Below are 17,494 nucleotides of genomic sequence, written 5' to 3'. Positions count from 1 at the left end.
TTACCCGCCCCAGCCCGGCTGGACGCCGCGGCCCCGCACGCCCCGCACGTCGTTCCTCGGCGCGCGCTGGCCGGGCCCGAAGCCGGCCACCGGCCGGGCCGTCCCCCTCGCCGTGCTGGCCGGGGCGCTCGGCGCCGCGTTCTTCGTACCGCTGAGCCGGGTCGGCATCGGCTGGTTCCTGGGCTGGCTCACGCTCACCCTCGGCGTGCTGGTCGCGGTGCGCCGGCGCACCGCCGACCTGCCCCGCGCGGAGCGGCTCATCCGCGGCGGGTGGGCGGCGGCGGCGCTGGTCCTGCTGGCCGTGCTGGCGTTCCGCAACGCCTGGTGGCTGGTGACGTTCTGCGTGCTGGGCGCGCTGGGGTGCGCCACCCTGGCGATCGCCGGCGGCCGGCTGGTCCGCTCGATCCTGTTCGGCCTGGCCGCCACGCCGTTCGCGGCGTTCCGCGGCCTGCCCTGGGTGCGGCGGCACGTCACCGCCTCACCGGAGGCCGGGACGGTCCGCAAGGTCACCGGCTCGGTGGTCGCCACCGTGCTGGTGCTGCTGGTCTTCGGCAGCCTGCTCTCCTCGGCCGACGCCGCCTTCTCCGAGGTGCTCAACGCCATCGTCCCCGAGATCAACGTCAGCACGGTGTTCCGCTGGATCTTCCTGGCCGCGGTCGGCGGCCTGATCGCCGTCGCGGCGGTCTACACCCTGGCCGCCCCGCCCGACCTGTCCAGCGTGGACCGGCCGAGCACCCGCCGGCTGGGTGCGCTGGAGTGGGCGCCGGCCATCGGCGCGCTGACGCTGCTCTTCGCCGGTTTCGTGGTCGTGCAGTTCACCGTGCTCTTCGGCGGCCAGCGGCACGTGCAGAAGGTCGCCGGGCTGAGCTACTCGGAGTACGCCCGCAGCGGCTTCTGGCAGCTCCTCTTCGTGACCCTGCTGACCCTGGCCGTGCTGGGCGGCGTGAGCCGCTGGGCCAGCCGGGAGCGGTCGACCGAGCGTCTCCTGCTGCGCGTCCTGCTGGGCCTGCTCAGCGCGCTCAGCGTGGTCATCGTGGTGTCCGCGCTGTCCCGGATGTGGACGTACCAGAAGGTCTACAGCTTCACCGGCGAGCGGATCTTCGTGATGGCCTTCGAGCTGCTGCTCGGCGCGGTCTTCCTGATGATCCTGGCGGCCGGCGTGCGATGGCAGGGCCGGTGGATCCCGGGCACCACGGTCGCGCTGGCCGTGGCGATGCTGCTCGGCCTGGCCGTGCTGAACCCCGAGGACTACGCGGCGAAGCGCAACATCCTCCGCTACGAGCAGACCGGCAAGATCGACGCGTGGTACCTGCGGGCGCTCTCCGCCGACGCGACGCCCGCGCTGAGCCGGCTCCCCGATCCGGTGCGCCGCTGCACGCTGAGCTGGATCGCCGACGACCTGGAGGAGCCCGACCCCTGGTACGCCTGGAACCTGGGCCGGCACCGGGCCCGCCAGGCCCTCGACCGGGTCGGGCCGGGCGCGATCGGCGGCCCGAGGGACTGCCGCCGGGCCGACCAGTTCGACCTGCCCAAGTCCCGCCGGTGACGCCGGCGGCGGCCCCGGTCAGTCGGGGCCGCCGCCGAAGCCGATCTCGTTGCCGTCCGGGTCGCGGAAGATGGCCTTGCGGACCCCGTTGTCGTAGGTCTCACGCTCGGCCGGCGTCAGGCCACGATCGGCGATCTGCGTGAGGCGGGCGTCGAAGTCGTCGACGAAGACGGTGTGCATGGCGTGCCCGGCGTGCTCGGGCCGCACCTCGATGTACACGTAGCGGTGCTCGGCGAGCTCCCACACCGCCTCGGTGTCGTTGGGCAGGAACGAGGGCGGGGCGCCGAGAAGTCGCTCGTACCAGGCCGCCGCCGCGCGGTAGTCGCGGACGGGGACGCCCGCGAACAGCTCTACGGTCATGCGGCCATGCTAGGGATCAACGGGTGCCTCCTCCCGGCTCATTCGTGCCAGCGGGCGCGCCAGCCGGCCTCGTGCTTCTCGTAGGTGGTCCGTTCCTCGAACACGGCGTCGAGCAGCGCTCGGCGGGCGCCGGCCATGACCACCAGCTCGACGGCGACCAACCCCATGCAGATGGCGGTCAGCAGGGCGAGCGCCGCCAGGCCGGGGAGGTGCCGGGCGACCGGGATGGCGGCCGCGAGCACCAGCACCGTCCCGACCCGGGTCCAGGCGAGCGTGCCCAGGGTCCGCAGCTGGAAGAGCATGCCGCCGCAGAGGTAGCAGATCACCCCGCCGAACAGCATCGGTACGCCCGGGCCGTGCGTCGGCTCGGCGAGCCTGATCGAGGGGTCCGCCACCTGCCGCACGATCTCCTCCGCGCCTAGGGCGAACAGGATGATCCCGGCGATCATCACCAGTTGGCAGTAGGCGTAGGCGTCCCGGGCCATGGCCACCCGCGAGCGGCCCTGCGCGGCGTGCTGGGCGATCCGGGCGGCGGGGGCGATGACGTCGAAGTGCGCCCACCACAGGGCGGCCGTGAAGAAGATGCCGAGTACCGCGGCGGCGACCGCCGGCCAGGTCACCGGCTGGCCGAGGAGGTTGCCGCCGACGCCGACGGAGATGATCGACTCGCCCAGCGCGATGATGAGGATGAAGTCGTACCGTTCGGTCCAGTGCTCGGCGGAGGTCACCGCCCAGCCCCACGCCCCGGCGACCAGGCCGCTGCTGTACTGGAGCAGGACCACGCCCAGCCAGAGCCCGTCGCGCGCCATCAGGGCCCGCCCCGGGTTCTCGATCAGCGGCGGGACCAGCGCGGCGGCCAGCAGCAGGAGCGTGCTCAACGCCAGCTCGGGCGAATACCTCAGCAACAGCCGGCGCTCGTCGGGTCGGTCCTGGGCGACGTGCCAGTACAGCAGCAGGTGGACGCCGCGGATCACCAGGTAGCTGACCGCGACGACCACCGGGCCGGCGGCCGTCTGCCGCGGGTCACCGAACGCCTGCGGCAGCGAGAGCGAGAAGCAGAAGAGCGCGGCCATGGCGACGACCATGAGCGCGGGGACGAAACCCACGCCGAGCCGGACGCGGGTCGCGACCACCGTGTGCACCACCCAGACCCACCAGAGCACGGCGAGCACCAGCAGCCCGTGCAGCAGGTTGGCGCCGGTGATGCTCACGGCGGTGGCCCGGGTGATGATGAAGAACGAGAAGACGAACACGAGGTCGAAGAAGAACTCGAAGCGCCCCACGCGGGCTCCGGGGGCGACCGGGGCGGCGGGTCCCAGGCGCTCGTGCCACCACCTGCCACCCATCGATCGAGTCTCGCAGCGGCCATGCCGCTCCGGGCGCGATTCGCCGAGGTGAGGGGTCCTGCCGCGAGTTGGATCAGTGTCCGGAATGACGAAGGGCGTCCGTCATGTCTGACGAACGCCCTGATCGCGAAGGGTGGAGCCGAGGGGACTCGAACCCCTGACCCCCACACTGCCAGTGTGGTGCGCTACCAGCTGCGCCACGGCCCCTTGCGGTCGGCCCGGTCGCCCGGGCACGGAGAGAACTATACACACGCCGGTTGGCATGGTCATCTCGCGGGGGTCCCCCGGCCGGTCGCTCAGTTCAGGGCCACATCCGGCGGGAAGTGGGCGACCGCCGCCATCATGCCGCCCTGTCGCCGCAGCACCATCGGCCAGAGGTCGTCCGGGCGGTCGACGAAGGCGTCGCCGGGGAGGGCGTCGAGCACGAACCAGGACCCGTCCTCGATCTCCCGCTCCAGCTGCCCGGCGCCCCAGCCCGAGTAACCGGCGAAGACCCGGATCCCGCCGACGGCGTCGCGCAGCTTCTCCGGGTCGACCGAGAGGTCGATGGTGCCGACCGCGCCGGAGACCCGGTGGAAGCCCTTCACCGGCTTGATCGGGTGGCGCATCCGGGCCAGGCAGATCGCCGAGTCGGGCTGCACCGGGCCGCCCTCGAAGAGCACCGCGGGATGCCGGGCGAGGTCGCTCCAGTCGCCGAGGACGTCGGCCACCGGCACCTCGGTGGCCCGGTTCAGCACCACGCCGAGGGCGCCGCCGGGTTCGTGGGCGACCAGCAGCACGACGGTCCGATCGAAGTTCGGGTCCTTCAGCGCAGGCGTCGCGACCAGCAGCCGCCCGGTCATGGAATCCATGGCTCGGCCACCGATCGCCTGTCCCTCACCCTGCATGTCCGACACCCGTCAGCCGTACGCCGCGACCAGCCGCGCTGTCAACGCCATGCAAGGCACCATAGCCTGCGGTCCGCCCGCTGGCTAAGGTCTGACCGGCGGGTGATCGTGCGGATCGAGGGAGGGTCGGATGGTGGCTACGGCCGAACTGGCGGTGATCGGCGGGTCGGGCCTCTACGCCCTCCTCGACGGCGCCACCGAGCACGTGCTGGAGACGCCGTACGGCGCGCCGTCGGATCCGGTCACGATCGCCGAGATGGCCGGCCGGCGGGTGGCGTTCCTGCCCCGGCACGGGCGCGACCACCGCTACCCGCCGCACCTGATCCCCTACCGGGCCAACCTCTGGGCGCTGCGGTCGCTGGGCGTACGCCAGGTGCTGGCGCCCTGCGCGGTCGGCGGGCTCCGGCCGGAGCTGGGCCCGGGCACGTTCGTGGTGCCGGACCAGCTCGTCGACCGCACCAGCGGGCGTGTCCAGACCTACTACGACCAGGGCGCCGTGCACGTGTCCTTCGCCGACCCGTACTGCCCGGCCGGGCGGCGGACGCTGCTCGACGCGGCGGCCGGGCGCGGGGTGCCCACGGTGGACGGCGGGACGGTGGTGGTGGTCGAGGGGCCGCGCTTCTCCACCCGGGCGGAGTCGCGCTGGTTCGCCTCGATCGGCGGCACGGTGGTCAACATGACGGGCCACCCGGAGGCGGTGCTCGCCCGTGAGCTGGCCCTCTGCTACACCTCGATCGCCCTGGTCACCGACCTGGACGCGGGCGTGGAGGCGGGCGGGTCGGTCACCCAGGAGGAGGTCTTCCGGGTCTTCGCGGAGAACACGGACCGGCTGCGCGGGGTGCTGCTGGACGCGGTCGCCGCGCTGCCCGCCGAGCGGGACTGCCCCTGCGGGCGGGCGCTGGACGGGATCAAGCTCCCGTTCCCGTTGCCCTGAGCGCCGGGAAGCGCCCGAAAAGTCACCCCCGGCCCGATAGATTCGGCTGGTCGGGGAGCTGATCACCGGGCCGTCCCCGGCACGCGCGGGGGACGGGAGGCAAGCCGGCGATGGCAACGGTCCGCGACACGACCTACGACCTGCTCCGCGCGTTGGGCCTGACCACCGTCTTCGGCAATCCCGGCTCCACCGAGGAGCCGTTCCTGACGGACTTCCCGGCCGACTTCCGCTACGTGCACGCGTTGCAGGAGGCGTCGGCGATGGCCATGGCCGACGGCTACGCGCAGGCCACCGGCCGTCCCGCGCACGTCAACCTGCACACCGCCCCGGGCCTGGGCAACGCCATGGGCAACATGGTCACCGCCTGGCACAACCGGACGCCGCTGATCGTCACGGCCGGCCAGCAGACCCGGGAGATGCTGCTCATCGAGCCCCGGCTGGCCAACCCCCGCGCGGTCGAGCTGGCCCACCCGTACGTCAAGTGGGCCCACGAGCCGGCGCGTGCGCAGGACATCCCGGCGGCCTTCATGCGGGCGTACGCCTCGGCGGTGCAGCCACCGACCGGGCCGGTCTTCCTCTCCCTGCCGATGGACGACTGGGACCGGCCCGCCGACCCGCCGCCGCAGGTGCGGACGGTGGCCACCCGGATCGCGCCGGACCCGGACCGGCTGCGCGGCTTCGCCGCCACGCTGGCCGCTTCCCGCGCTCCGGTGCTGGTGCTCGGCGCGGCGGTGGACCGGGCCGGCGCCTGGCCGGTCGCCGTGGCACTGGCCGAGCGGTTGGCCGCGCCGGTCTGGGCCGCCCCGGCGCCGGAGCGGGCCGTCTTCCCCGAGGACCACCCGCACTTCCGGGGCGTTCTGCCGTACGCGATCGGCCCGCTGGCCGAGGTGTTGCGCGGCCACGACACGGTGCTGGTGGTCGGCGCCCCGGTGTTCCGCTACTACCCGCACGTGCCGGGCGACTACCTGCCCGGCGACGCCCGGCTGCTGCACGTCACCGACGACCCGGACGAGGCGGCCCGGGCCCCGGTCGGGGAGAGCCTGCTCGGCGACGCCGGGCTGACCATGGCCGGGCTGGTGGAGCTGCTGCCCCCGACGGACCGGCCCCGGCCACCGGCCCGGGACGCCCCGGCGCCGGCCGGGTCGGCCGACCCACCGAGCGCCGACGCCCTCTTCGCCGCGCTGGCCGGGCAGTGGCCGGTCGACGGGGTGCTCGTGCAGGAGTCACCGTCCAACCTGTCCGCGCTGCGCCGCCGGCTGCGGATCGCCCGGCCCCGGTCCTACTTCACCATGGCCAGCGGGGGCCTCGGATTCGGCCTGCCGGCGGCGGTGGGCATCGCGCTGGCCGAGCGGGACAGCGGGCGCGGCCGGCCGGTGGTCGCGGTGATCGGCGACGGCTCGTTCCACTACTCGGTACAGGCGTTGTGGACCGCGGCGCAACTCGGCCTGCCGCTCGCCGTCGTGGTCCCGGTCAACCGGCAGTACGCGATCCTCAAGGCGTTCGCCGACCTGAAGCACACGCCCGGGGTGCCGGCGCTGGACCTGCCGGGACTGGACGTGACCGCGGTGGCGCGCGGCTACGGCTGCGCGGCGGAGGTGGTGGAGTCGCTGGACGGGCTCGGAGCGGCGCTGGCCGCCGCGCTCGCCGCCGACCGGCCGACCGTGCTGCCGGTGGCGATCAGCACCGACGTGCCGCGGATCCTGTAGCGGTCAGCGGCGTACGACGAGCGGGGTGCCGCTGGCCACGTCGAGCACCGCCCGATTGCCCAGGGGCGCCTTCAGCGTGACGGTCAGCGGCTTCATCACCAGCTGCATGGTGCACGCCCCGGTCGAGCGGACCACCCCGGCCCCGAGCACCACGACGTCGTCCCGCTCCAGCACCAGCGGGGTCGGTGGCCCGTCGCAGGCGCCCGTGCCGACCCGGTAGTCGATCCGGTTCCCGTCCACCGCCCGCAGGTCGGTCGCCGCCACGACACCGTCGTCGGCCGGGCGGCTCGGCGCGATCCCCTCCGGCGCGGTCCCGACCGCGCTGGGCGCCACGGCGAGGCGGGCCACCGGCACCCGGAGGCCCTCCACGGTGAACAGCCAGGCCGGCACGGTGGCCGCACCCCGGCTGGTACGCACCGACGCGCTGCCCAACGTCACCCCGGTGACCGTCAGCGGCACGCACGGGCTGGGCGCCTGGGTGGCGACCCAACCGTCCGGGCCGGGCTCGATCGTCGGGCCACCCTTGGGCCGCCCCGGCCCCGGCGAGCTCGGCCGGCCCTCGCAGGGAGGCGGGTCGCCCTGGTCCAGCTGGGCGTACGCCTCGGCGGCGCTGACCAGCGGGACGCGCAGCGTGCCGTCGGGGAAGCGGATCGTTCCGTCGGCGGGCCGGGCGGTCGGGACGGCGATCTGGTCCCGGTACCAGCCGTTGAGGAACGCCTGCTTCGTCTCGTCGTCGAAGCCGGGGTCGCCGGCCAGCACGGTGGCCTCGTCGAGCGGGACGTACCCGCTGCGCCACGCGGGCCCGGGGCGCCACGCGTCGGCCACCTCGGTGGCCCGCTGGTCGAACGCCTCCCAGCGGTGGTCGGGTGCGGAGACCGAGGCACCGCTCGGGCCGGCGGCCGGCGGGCCGGCCGGGTCGGCGCCGGGCGCGGCGCAGCCGGCCAGCACCAGGAGCGGCAGGCCGAGCAGGGCGAGAGAGCGACGCATGCGGGTTGGACGCGCCCCTGCCCCGGTCGGTTCCCTGCGGGTCAGTCCTCCCCGCCCAGGTCGGCCTGGTACGCCTCCCAGAGCAGGTCCGCGCCGCGCTGCCGGTGCCGGTCGAGCGCCCGCAGCAGGTTCCGGGCCTGTTCCCGCAGTTCCTCGGCGGGCACCGAGGGCAGCCGCACCGCGTGGTGGAGCGCGGCGATGGCCGCCGCGATGGCGGTGTGCTCGCCGGCCAGCAGGCGTACGCCGCGGTCCAGCCGGGGCGCCTCGTGGAGCAGTTCGGCGTAGAGGCCGGCCGGGCCCTCGGTGAGCCGGATGTGCTCGGCGAAGCCCCGCCGGACCGGGCCGAGCCGGCCGACCATGTGCTCCCGCCAGCGCGGCTCGGCCGGCGCCGTGGCGAGCGCACGGGCGAGGCCCCGCAGGTCGCCGGGGGGCGCGGACCGGGGACGGGGCACGGCGGTGACCGTGGACGGCTGCTGGATCGGATTGGTGGCCATGGCACCTCCCGCGCTGTTGCGCTACCGCGTACAGCGATGGTGAACCCGGCTTCCCGGCCTGTCCAGGAGGGGTGGAAGCCTCATCTGCCCCACCGGCCCCACCCGTCACCGCCGCCTCTAGCGCCCCAGCGGATTACCCGCCATGTGGCGCAGCCGGCCGGCGAGGGCGTGCGCCGCGGCGTCCCGGCCCTGGTCCGGCCGGTCCGCGGTGATCGCCTCGGCCAGCGCCCGCAGCTCGGACGGGGAGAGGTCGCCCAGCCCGCACCCGCATCCGCTCGTTCGTCACAGGCGGAGCCTGGAGCGCCGGCGCAGGAGGCCCGGAGACGACTGTGCGCCCCGGTCCGGTGGACCGGGGCGCACAGGTCAGGTGGTGGAGGTGCCGGGAATCGAACCCGGGTCCTTCGCCGCCTTGTCAGGGCTTCTCCGAGCGCAGCTCGCTGTGCCTCTACTCGGCCCCTCCGATCACGCGAGCGAGTCGGTGTGACGGGCCCAGTCGCTGATTGATCTCGCCGCACGGACCCCGCGACCGGGTCCGGTTGGCCAGCCTTCTAGCTGATGCCGGCTAACTGGGTCGAAGGCGCTCCCAGGCCGACAGACTCACTACTCGCCTCAGGCGGCGAGAGCGAAGTCAGCGCGATTGTTCTTGGCGCTTATTGGTTTCCGACGAACGATTCTCGAGACGACGTCGGCTTCCTCGGCTCGCTTCCCCTGCCGCAACGTACGAAGTCGAAACCAGTCACCCCCTCGACGGGCTGCCCCTGTCGGCAGCAACACCAAGCCTAACGCCTGGCGCAACCGGATTCATTCCGAGGCCGGCCCGAAGCCGGCACCCGGACAAACCGGAGCTTTCACTCAGCCATGCCCTTGCCGCGCCGGCCCACCACCCGGGCGATCTCCCGGTCGGCGTCCCGCTTGGCCAGGTCCTGGCGCTTGTCGTACGACTTCTTACCCCGGGCCAGGCCGATCTCCACCTTCGCCCAGCCGTCGGAGAAGTAGACCTGCAACGGCACCATGGTGAGACCGCTCTCCCTGGTCTTGCCGACCAGCCGGTCGATCTCCAGCCGCTTGAGCAGCAGCTTCCGGGTCCGCCGGGGCTCGTGGTTGGTCCAGGTGCCCTGGGTGTACTCCGGGATGTGCATGCCGTGCAGGTAGAGCTCGCCGTCGCGTTCCTGGGCGAACGCGTCGACCAGCGACGCCCGCCCGGCCCGCAGCGACTTGACCTCGGTGCCGGTCAACGACATGCCCGCCTCGTACGTGTCGAGGATGGCGTAGTCGTGCCGCGCCTTCTTGTTGGAGGCGACCACCTTGCGACCCTTTTCCCGTGGCATCGGCGCCACCCCCTTCCGATCCGGAGCTAGATCATGCTACCCGAATGACAAGGACCCTCCCGCGCGGTTTATTCCGGCGCGGGAGGGCCCTCGGAGAGCCGTACCGGTAACTAGACCCGCAGGTAGAAGCGGAGCGTGACCCAGGCGGTGACCGCGCTGACCAGGCCACCGACGGCGGCCATCAGCGGGAACGTCAGGAAGATCTCGGACCAGGAGATCGGGGTGATGAGGCCCTCCAGGGCCGCCATCGAGCTTCCCGCCGCGAGTGTCTTCAACACGATCAGCGCGATGAGGCCGAGGACCGAGCCGATCAGACCGGCGACCACCGCCTCCAGCACGAACGGCGCCTGGATGAACCAGTTGGAGGCGCCGACCAGCTTCATGACCGCGACCTCACGCCGCTTGCTGTACGCGGCCACCTGGATCGTGTTCGCAACCAGCAGCAGGGCGGCGATCGCCATGACGATGGCGATGGCCAGCGCGCCGTTCTGGAAGCCGGTGAGCACGCCGAAGACCTTGTCGAGCAGTTTGCTCTGGTCGACGATCGTGTCGATGCCCTCGGAGGTCTTGTACTCGTCGTAGATGTTCTTGTACTGCTCCGGGTCGTTCAGCTTGAGCCGGAACGACTCGGGAAGCTGGTCCGGCTTGACCGCGTTGACCAGGTCCGGCGCGTCCGCGTACATCTGCTGGAAGCGCTTGTACGCCTCGTCCTTGTTGACGTACGTGACGTCCTTGATCAGCGGGTCGGCCTTGAGCTTGGTCTCCAGGTCGGTGCGCTGCTGCTCGTTGGCGTCGGCCTTCAGGAAGATCGAGACCTCGACGTTCTCGTAGTAGAGGTCCTTCATGTCACCGACCTTCTGGTACAGAAGGCCGCTGCCGCCCAGCATGAACAGCGACACCGCCATGGTGATGATCATGGCGAGCGTCATGGTGACGTTGCGCCACAGTCCGACCAGTACCTCGGACAGGACGTATTTCATCCGCATCGGGAAATTCCTCCGGCTCTCCGGCGTGAGGTGTTCGTCGTCAGGGGCTGGGGGGCGTCAGCCGCTCAGCCGTAGACGCCACGGGCCTGGTCGCGCACGATGCGGCCGCTCTCGATCTCGACGACGCGGCGGCGCATCTGGTTCACGATGTTGGAGTCGTGCGTGACCATCACGACGGTCGTGCCAGTGCGGTTGATCCGGTCCAACAGGCGCATGATCTCGATCGAGGTGTCCGGGTCCAGGTTTCCGGTGGGCTCGTCCGCCAGCAGGATCAGCGGCCGGTTCACGAACGCCCGGGCCACCGCGACACGCTGCTGCTCACCACCGGAGAGCTCGTGGGGGTAGCGGTGCTCCTTCCCACCGAGACCGACCAGCTCCAGCACCTCGGGCACGACCCGGCGGGCAACCGCCTTGGTCTTGCCGATCACCTCCAACGCGAACGCCACGTTCTCGTAGGCGGTGCGGTTCGGCAGGAGACGGAAGTCCTGGAAGACGCAGCCGATGGAACGCCGGAAGTGGGGTCGCTTCCAGGAGCGCATCGACGTGACGTCCTTGCCGTTGACGATGACCCGCCCCTTGTTGGGGGTGACCTCGTGCAGCAGCATCTTGATGATCGTGGACTTGCCGGAGCCGGATGGACCGATGAAGAAGACGAACTCGCCCTTCTCGATCGAGACGGACACGTTGTCGAGCGAAGGCCGGGACGCCTTCGGGTACGTCTTCGTCACTTGCTCAAGCTGAATCACGGGTCGAGAGTCTACGCGGTGTAACCGGAGAGCCAAGCCCCCCGCCCCTTAGAAGCGAGTCGCGTCATCGATTCACCCGGTCAGACAGAGATCGATGACGCGCTGCGTCCGAGATCGATCACGCACCGTCAGCGGTGAGCTGCTGCTGCTTCCGCCAGCGGATACCCGCCTCGATGAAGCTGTCGAGCTCGCCGTCGAAGACCGCGGACGGATTGCCCGTCTCCTGCTCGGTCCGCAGATCCTTCACCATCTGATAAGGGTGCAGAACGTACGAGCGCATCTGGTCGCCCCAGGAGCCGGCGGCGTCGGTCTTCAGGCCCTGGAGCTTGGCCTGCTCCTCCTGCCGCTTGCGCTCCAGCAGCCGGGCCTGGAGCACCCGCAGCGCCGAGGCCTTGTTCTGCAGCTGGGACTTCTCGTTCTGGCAGGTGACCACGATGCCAGTCGGGATGTGGGTGATCCGGACCGCCGAGTCGGTGGTGTTGACGCTCTGGCCGCCCGGGCCGGAGGAGCGGTAGACGTCGATCCGCATCTCGTTCTCGGGGATCTCGATGTGGTCGGTCTGCTCCACCACGGGCAGCACCTCGACACCGGCGAAGCTGGTCTGCCGGCGGCCCTGGTTGTCGAACGGGCTGATCCGGACCAGCCGGTGGGTGCCGGACTCCACGCTCAGCGTGCCGAACGCGTAGGGCACCTTGACCGTGAAGGTGGCCGACTTGAGGCCCGCCTCCTCGGCGTACGAGGTCTCGTAGACCTCGGTCGGGTAGCCGTGCCGCTCGGCCCAGCGCAGGTACATGCGGAGCAGCATCTCGGCGAAGTCCGCCGCGTCCACGCCGCCGGCGCCGGCCCGGATGGCGACCAGCGCCTCCCGGGAGTCGTACTCGCCGGACAGCAGGGTGCGGACCTCCATCTCCTGGATGGCCTTGGTCAGCCCCGTGATCTCCGACTCGACCTCGGCGAGGGTGCCGGGGTCGGACTCGGCCTGGGCCAGCTCCAGCAGCACCCCGGCGTCGTCGAGCCCGGAGCGGAGGCTGCCGAGCTTGGAGATCTCGCCGTTGACGTACGACAGCTGCGACGTCACCTGCTGCGCCTTGGCCTGGTCGTCCCACAGGTCCGGCGCGGAGGCCTCCTGCTCCAGGCGGGCCTTCTGCTCGCGCAGCTTGTCGAGGTCGAGCACGGCCTCGATGTTGCGCAGGGTGGCGTCGAGTTCCTTGAGCTGTTCGGCGTAATCGGCAGCGGTCACGACAGACAAGACTACTGCGCGTGCGAGGAGTGAGCTTGCGAGCCCCGCAGTCACTCGCGAAAAGTCGCGCTGCCTACATCGCCCGAGCTGCGGCAGGTGGTCAGCCGACCGGGGCGCTCTTGAGCCAGGACAGCGCCGCCCGGTGGTAGGCGACGGCGAACTCCAGCGCGCTGGCGTCGTAGTCGTCGCCTTCCTTCTTGGCGTTCTTGACCTGCTCGCGCACCGCTGCCAGGGCCTCGGTGTGGTACTCGTTCGCCGACGCGTAGAGGTTCTTGAGCTGGCTCGCCGAGTGCAGGTTGCCGAAGGCGATCCGTAGCGCTATCGGGTTACGGATGGTGTCCCGGCCCGGGTTCTCCGCGAGCCAGCGGGAGAATGTCCGTTTTCCGGCCGCCGTGATCGCGTACGGCTGGCTCAACCGCGGCCCGGGCTTGCCGAGCCGCACCAGACCCTTCTCGGCTAGGACCGGAAGCTCGCGGTAGACCTGGCTGCGGGTCATCGACCAGTACGGCGCCAGCCGGCGCTCGGCGGCGGCCATCAGTTGACCGCCTGTCATCGGGCCGTCGTGCAGCAGACCCAGCAGGGCCGCCGCCGTCGGGTTGACTCCGGATTCCGCCATGCCCTCTAAGCTGCCACTTTGTCGGACCTGGCGTCCAGGATTTGCCGTTTTCGCCACCTGTTGGCTGGTCCGATGTGCACTGTCGGCGGACGACAGTCCGCCGGGGACGTCGCGGTCCTCCCCCGGCCGGCCGGTCGCCGGTGACGCTGGGTGCGCCACCGGCGACACTGCGCAGGTCAGCCCATGTGCGGGTAGCTGTGCTCGGTCGGCGGCACGAAGGTCTCCTTGATCGTCCGCGGGGACATCCAGCGGACCAGGTTGTGCCAGGAGCCGGCCTTGTCGTTGGTGCCGCTGGCCCGGGCGCCGCCGAACGGCTGCTGCCCGACCACCGCGCCGGTCGGCTTGTCGTTGATGTAGAAGTTGCCGGCCGCGTACCGCATCTTCTCCGCCACCTGGTCGACCACCCGGCGGTCGGTCGCGAAGATCGACCCGGTCAGCGCGTAGGGGGCGATCGACTCGGCCTGGTGGACCACCTCGTCGAAGCGGGCGTCGTCGAAGACGTGCACGCCGAGGATCGGGCCGAAGTACTCGGTGGTGAAGGTCTCGTGCGCGGCGTCCGAGCACTCGAAGAGGGTCGGCCGGACGAAGTAGCCCACCGAGTCGTCGGCGGTGCCGCCGGCCAGGATCTTGCAGCTGTCGTCGCCCTTGATCAGCTCCAGCGCGGCGGCGTGCCGGCCGAACGCCTTGTCGTCGATCACGGCGCCACCGAAGTTGCTGAAGTCGGTGACGTCGCCGTAGGTCAGTGACTCGGCGGTGGCGGCCAGCCGGTCGCGCAGCCCGCCCTCCCAGATGGACCGGGGGATGTACGCCCGCGAGGCGGCCGAGCACTTCTGGCCCTGGTACTCGTAGGCGCCCCGGATCAGCGCGGTGTGCAGGGCGTCCACGTCGGCGCTGGTGTGCGCGACCACGAAGTCCTTGCCGCCGGTCTCGCCGACCAGCCGCGGGTAGCCCCGGTAGCGGGCGATGTTGTCGCCGACGGTCTTCCAGAGGTGCTGGAAGACCTTGGTGGAGCCGGTGAAGTGGATGCCGGCCAGGTCCGGGTCGGCGAGCACGACGTCGGAGACCTCCTCGCCGCGCCCGGTGACCATGTTGATCACGCCGGGCGGCAGGCCGGCCGCCTCGAACAGCCGCATGGTGAAGTGGGCGGCGAACTGCTGGGTCGGGCCCGGCTTCCAGACCACGGTGTTGCCGAGCAGCGCCGGAGCGGAGGGCAGGTTGCCGGCGATCGCGGTGAAGTTGAACGGGGTGACCGCGTAGACGAAACCCTCCAGGGGCCGGTGGTCGAAGCGGTTCCACACGCCCGGCGAGGACATCGGCTGCTCGGCCAGGAGCTTGCGGGCGAAGTAGACGTTGAACCGGAGGAAGTCGATCAGCTCGCAGGCCGCATCGATCTCGGCCTGGACCACGGTCTTGGACTGGCCCAGCATGGTGGCGGCGTTGAGCGTGTCCCGCCACGGACCGGAGAGCAGGTCGGCGGCGCGCAGGAAGATCGCGGCGCGCTCCTCGAACGGCAGCGCCCGCCACATCGGCGCGGCGTCCTTGGCGGCCTTCACCGCGGCGCGCGCGTCGTCGTGGGTGGCGTGGCCGGTCACGCCGAGCACGTGGGCGTGCTTGTGCGGCTGGACCACGTCGATCGGGTCGCCGGCGGCCATCCGCTGCTCGCCGGCGATGGTCATCGGCAGGTCGATCCGCTCGGCGGCCAGGTCGGCCAGCCGCCGCTGGAGCCGCTCCCGCTCGGCGCTGCCGGGCTCGTAGGTGTTTACCGGCTCGTTGCGCGGCTCGGGTACGGAGAACACGGCGTCCATCACAGGCTCCTGTGCGATCTCGACGGCGGTGGCGAAACCGGACCCGCGGGCGCCGGCCGGGTGGCCGGGCTGCCGGGCGCCGCGCGCGGGGTACCGGTCGCGGCGGCGGGACCTCGGCCAATTCTTCCATGCGAGGGACCCGGCCCCACCTCCACCGCCCCGTTCGGGCCGCCCCGGGCCGGCGCACCCGGACGCAGGGCCCACACCGGACCGTAGGCGACAAGGCACCGTCCCCGACGAATCCTCGGTCAGCCCGGCCGCCCGCCTATGATCCGTCACCACCCGGCCAGCTCACCCCGGATGGGCATCGCCGGTCGGCGTGGCCAGGAGGGGGCCCCGGAGCGCCGCGTACGCTGGATGACCGGTGACCTGCCCGGCCGTCGCGGCCGATCCGGCGTCCGTCGAGAGGGAGACGATGAGCAAGCAGCCCGGCAGCTCCACGGCCGCGGAGCCGGACCAGCCCGCCACCGAGCCGACGGTCGGGACGCCGGCCGGGTCCCCGTCGGACGCGCCGACCGCCGGTGGCCGCCTCACCCACGCGCCCGGCGCCCTGGTGCTGGCCGTGCTGTCGCTCGCCTGGCTGGCCGCCATGCTCTGGTCCACCCGGGCCGCCATCACCTCGGCGGCGGCCGGGGTCACCGCTCTCAGCCTGTCCGCGTACGCCCTGCCGGGCGTGATCACGGCCGCGCTGGTCGCCGGCGCCGCGGTCGCCCTGGCGGCGACCAACCGGCTGGACCGGGTCACCCTGCGCTTCCTCGTCGCCGTCGGCGCCGGCCTGCTGGTCGGGCTCGCCGCCGCCCTCGCCGTCAACCTGACGTACGCCGACAACGCGACCACCAACACCATCGCCGGCACCACCGTCGCCGCGGCGATCATCGGCGGCGCGGCGGCCGGTGCGCGCAACGCCCGGGTGGTCGGCGGGGTCGCCGCCGCCACGCTGGCCGCGCAGGTCTTCGTGGTGCTGTTCAGCCGCGCCCGGGACCCGCTCTCCGACCTCTTCGGCGCCGGGGACACCCAGCAGTCGGTGCTCGACGCCGCGAAGTGGGTGTCCCGGACCGAGTCCCTGCTCGCCGGGCTGATCGCCGGCCTGGTGGCGTACCTCTACCTGACCTGGGCCCGCCGCCGCGCCGAGCGGCGGGACGCGGCCGTCGCGGCGCTGCGCTGGCCGGCGTACCTCGTGGCCGGAGCCGGCGCGGGCCTGCTCCTGCTGCTCACCGAAGTGATCATCCGGGTCGGGGGGCGCGGGCTGCTCGACCTGGCCGCCGCGCTCAGCGAGGCGGACGAGGTGGCACAGACGGCGCTCGGCACCTCGCGGGTGGACAACGGCATCTGGGTGCTGTTCGTGGGGGCGCTCACCGCGCTCGTCCTGTTCGGCCGCACCCTCGGCCCGCGCGCCGTGGAGGACGAGGACGAGTCCGACTCCTGAGGCCCGTCAGCCGGCGTCGCGCAGCAGCAGGTCCAGCTCGGTCACGTCGTACCACTCCAGCTCGTGGTCCTCGGCGCCGTCGACGGTGAACTGGGCGTCCGGGTCGCCGGCCTGCGCCTCGGCCACCACCTCGGCGGCGGCGGCCACGTCGTCGACCGCATCCCCGCCGTCCACGTGGATCGCGGCGACGGACTTCACCGGCACCGGCCCGGAGAGCCGCACCACGCTGGAGCCCAGCTCGCCGCCCGCCCGGCCGACCGCGCGGGCCGGCAGGTCCACCGAGACCACGACCCGCCGGCGGGGTGCGCCCGGATCGGCCCGGAGCAGCAGCAGGGCTTCCTGAGCGGCCCGGGTGAAGGCGACGTACTCCAGCTCCTCCTCGTCGCCCTCGGCGTACCACTCCCGCAGCTCCGGGGTGACGGCATGCGCCTCCTCGCCGGCCAGGCCCTCCTCGCGCAGCCGGGCCAGCATGGGGACGGTCGCCGGCACGTACACCCGGACAAGCTCGTCGGTCACCGGTCTCTCCCCGCCCTCAGCCGCCGGCCGGCGGACGCCGGCTCCGGGCGCCGATCATGCCGTACGCCGTGACCGTCATACACCTCGCACCCGGCGCGGAGAAGTTCCACGCCGGTGTGTCCCCCGGCCGGATTCGCCGGGCCGGGCCTGGGGCGATCCGGCTCGGGGTGGCAAACTGAAGCAAACGTAGCCAACCCCGGGGGTCACCGTGGAGCCGAGGTTCCTGCTGCTGTCCGACGTGGCCGCCGAGCTGAACGTCTCGGACTCGCAGGTCTACCACATGGTGCGCAGCGGAGAGCTGCCCGCGATCAAGATCGGTGGCCGGGGGCAGTGGCGCGTGGAGCGCGCTCAACTGGAGGAGTACATCCAGCGGAAGTACACCGAGACCGCCGAGTGGGTACGCGGCAACCCGCTCACCGACCGCGACGTGGAGTAACCGCGCGATGCCGCACCGGCATTGACGGTTGGCGTTGCCCTGCCCGAGAATGAGCAATCATCGAAGGCAAACGAAGGCAAACGCATTGAACAGGGGTTGAGGATGACCGACACCCGCCGCCCGCTGGCACCGCCT

The 17,494-nt window shown here is 72.2% G+C and carries 17 protein-coding genes, 1 tRNA gene and 1 other RNA gene; 5 read left to right on the top strand and 14 right to left on the bottom strand.

The genetic code is table 11. The features are described 5' to 3' along the window. The coding region (locus F8274_RS22210) for a DUF4153 domain-containing protein (RefSeq protein ID WP_151464302.1) at window positions 1–1,546 on the top strand (1,546 nt) is incomplete at its 5' end. Between the two features lie 18 nt (window positions 1,547–1,564). Here the strand turns inward: F8274_RS22210 and F8274_RS22205 are convergent. From F8274_RS22205 to F8274_RS22190, 4 genes are all read right to left on the bottom strand, one after another. Continuing rightward, the gene (locus tag F8274_RS22205) at window positions 1,565–1,906 is read right to left on the bottom strand and encodes a VOC family protein (RefSeq protein ID WP_151464301.1); all 342 of its coding nucleotides are present in this window, start codon (window positions 1,904–1,906) and stop codon (window positions 1,565–1,567) included. Window positions 1,907–1,944: 38 nt separating this feature from the next. Then, window positions 1,945–3,252 (bottom strand): low temperature requirement protein A, encoded by a 1,308-nt coding sequence (locus F8274_RS22200; protein WP_151464300.1) that lies wholly within the window; start codon window positions 3,250–3,252, stop codon window positions 1,945–1,947. A gap of 134 nt (window positions 3,253–3,386) precedes the next feature. Beyond that, window positions 3,387–3,459, bottom strand: a tRNA-Ala gene (locus tag F8274_RS22195). Between the two features lie 89 nt (window positions 3,460–3,548). Beyond that, on the bottom strand, window positions 3,549–4,139 hold the full coding sequence (locus F8274_RS22190) for a YqgE/AlgH family protein (protein ID WP_091259972.1): 591 nt from the start codon (window positions 4,137–4,139) through the stop codon (window positions 3,549–3,551). Between the two features lie 130 nt (window positions 4,140–4,269). Between F8274_RS22190 and F8274_RS22185 the strand changes: the two genes are divergently transcribed. Both F8274_RS22185 and mdlC read left to right on the top strand, forming a co-directional pair. After that, window positions 4,270–5,073: an S-methyl-5'-thioadenosine phosphorylase gene (locus tag F8274_RS22185; RefSeq protein WP_151464299.1), complete on the top strand. Its 804-nt coding sequence runs from the start codon at window positions 4,270–4,272 to the stop codon at window positions 5,071–5,073. A gap of 110 nt (window positions 5,074–5,183) precedes the next feature. After that, a complete protein-coding gene (gene mdlC, locus F8274_RS22180) occupies window positions 5,184–6,779 on the top strand; it encodes a benzoylformate decarboxylase (protein WP_151464298.1) in 1,596 nt (531 codons plus the stop codon). Window positions 6,780–6,782: 3 nt separating this feature from the next. On the opposite strand, the gene F8274_RS22175 is transcribed toward mdlC, so the two are convergent. The 9 genes from F8274_RS22175 to pruA all read right to left on the bottom strand — a co-directional run bounded on the left by F8274_RS22175 (window position 6,783) and on the right by pruA (window position 14,981). Continuing rightward, window positions 6,783–7,766, bottom strand: coding sequence for a hypothetical protein (locus F8274_RS22175; RefSeq protein ID WP_151464297.1), 984 nt, complete (start codon window positions 7,764–7,766; stop codon window positions 6,783–6,785). Window positions 7,767–7,807: 41 nt separating this feature from the next. Further along, a complete protein-coding gene (locus F8274_RS22170) occupies window positions 7,808–8,260 on the bottom strand; it encodes a hypothetical protein (protein WP_151464296.1) in 453 nt (150 codons plus the stop codon). 368 nt (window positions 8,261–8,628) lie between these two features. Next, window positions 8,629–9,004, bottom strand: a transfer-messenger RNA (tmRNA) gene (gene ssrA, locus F8274_RS22165). Between the two features lie 104 nt (window positions 9,005–9,108). Continuing rightward, window positions 9,109–9,588 carry an SsrA-binding protein SmpB gene (gene smpB, locus F8274_RS22160; protein WP_151464295.1) on the bottom strand — a complete coding sequence of 160 codons (480 nt, stop codon included), beginning with the start codon at window positions 9,586–9,588 and terminating at the stop codon, window positions 9,109–9,111. Window positions 9,589–9,698: 110 nt separating this feature from the next. Beyond that, entirely contained in the window at window positions 9,699–10,574 is an 876-nt protein-coding gene (gene ftsX / locus F8274_RS22155) for a permease-like cell division protein FtsX (RefSeq protein ID WP_151464294.1), read from the bottom strand. A gap of 65 nt (window positions 10,575–10,639) precedes the next feature. Further along, entirely contained in the window at window positions 10,640–11,320 is a 681-nt protein-coding gene (ftsE, locus tag F8274_RS22150; RefSeq protein WP_151464293.1) for a cell division ATP-binding protein FtsE, read from the bottom strand. 118 nt (window positions 11,321–11,438) lie between these two features. After that, window positions 11,439–12,560, bottom strand: a complete 1,122-nt coding sequence (gene prfB / locus F8274_RS22145; protein WP_151464292.1) for a peptide chain release factor 2 — start codon at window positions 12,558–12,560, stop codon at window positions 11,439–11,441. A 100-nt stretch (window positions 12,561–12,660) separates the two neighbouring features. Next, on the bottom strand, window positions 12,661–13,176 hold the full coding sequence (locus F8274_RS22140; RefSeq protein ID WP_107078404.1) for a PadR family transcriptional regulator: 516 nt from the start codon (window positions 13,174–13,176) through the stop codon (window positions 12,661–12,663). Between the two features lie 176 nt (window positions 13,177–13,352). Next, window positions 13,353–14,981, bottom strand: a complete 1,629-nt coding sequence (gene pruA / locus F8274_RS22135; protein WP_151464291.1) for an L-glutamate gamma-semialdehyde dehydrogenase — start codon at window positions 14,979–14,981, stop codon at window positions 13,353–13,355. 415 nt (window positions 14,982–15,396) lie between these two features. On the opposite strand from pruA, the gene F8274_RS22130 reads away from it, so the two are divergent. Then, complete coding sequence (locus F8274_RS22130) at window positions 15,397–16,407, top strand: hypothetical protein (RefSeq protein ID WP_151464290.1); 1,011 nt, start codon at window positions 15,397–15,399, stop codon at window positions 16,405–16,407. 6 nt (window positions 16,408–16,413) lie between these two features. Here F8274_RS22130 and F8274_RS22125 read toward each other — a convergent pair whose 3' ends face one another. Beyond that, on the bottom strand, window positions 16,414–16,923 hold the full coding sequence (locus F8274_RS22125; RefSeq protein ID WP_151464289.1) for a hypothetical protein: 510 nt from the start codon (window positions 16,921–16,923) through the stop codon (window positions 16,414–16,416). Window positions 16,924–17,131: 208 nt separating this feature from the next. Here F8274_RS22125 and F8274_RS22120 point away from each other — a divergent pair, with 208 nt between their 5' ends. Next, window positions 17,132–17,359 (top strand): helix-turn-helix domain-containing protein, encoded by a 228-nt coding sequence (locus tag F8274_RS22120; protein ID WP_151464288.1) that lies wholly within the window; start codon window positions 17,132–17,134, stop codon window positions 17,357–17,359. Window positions 17,360–17,494: the final 135 nt, after the last annotated feature.

This window comes from Micromonospora sp. AMSO31t (assembly GCF_008868175.1).
In the GTDB taxonomy this organism is placed as follows: domain Bacteria; phylum Actinomycetota; class Actinomycetes; order Mycobacteriales; family Micromonosporaceae; genus Micromonospora.
The sequence above is the reverse complement of the archived record's forward strand: the minus strand, read 5'-3'. Positions and strand labels throughout refer to the sequence as shown.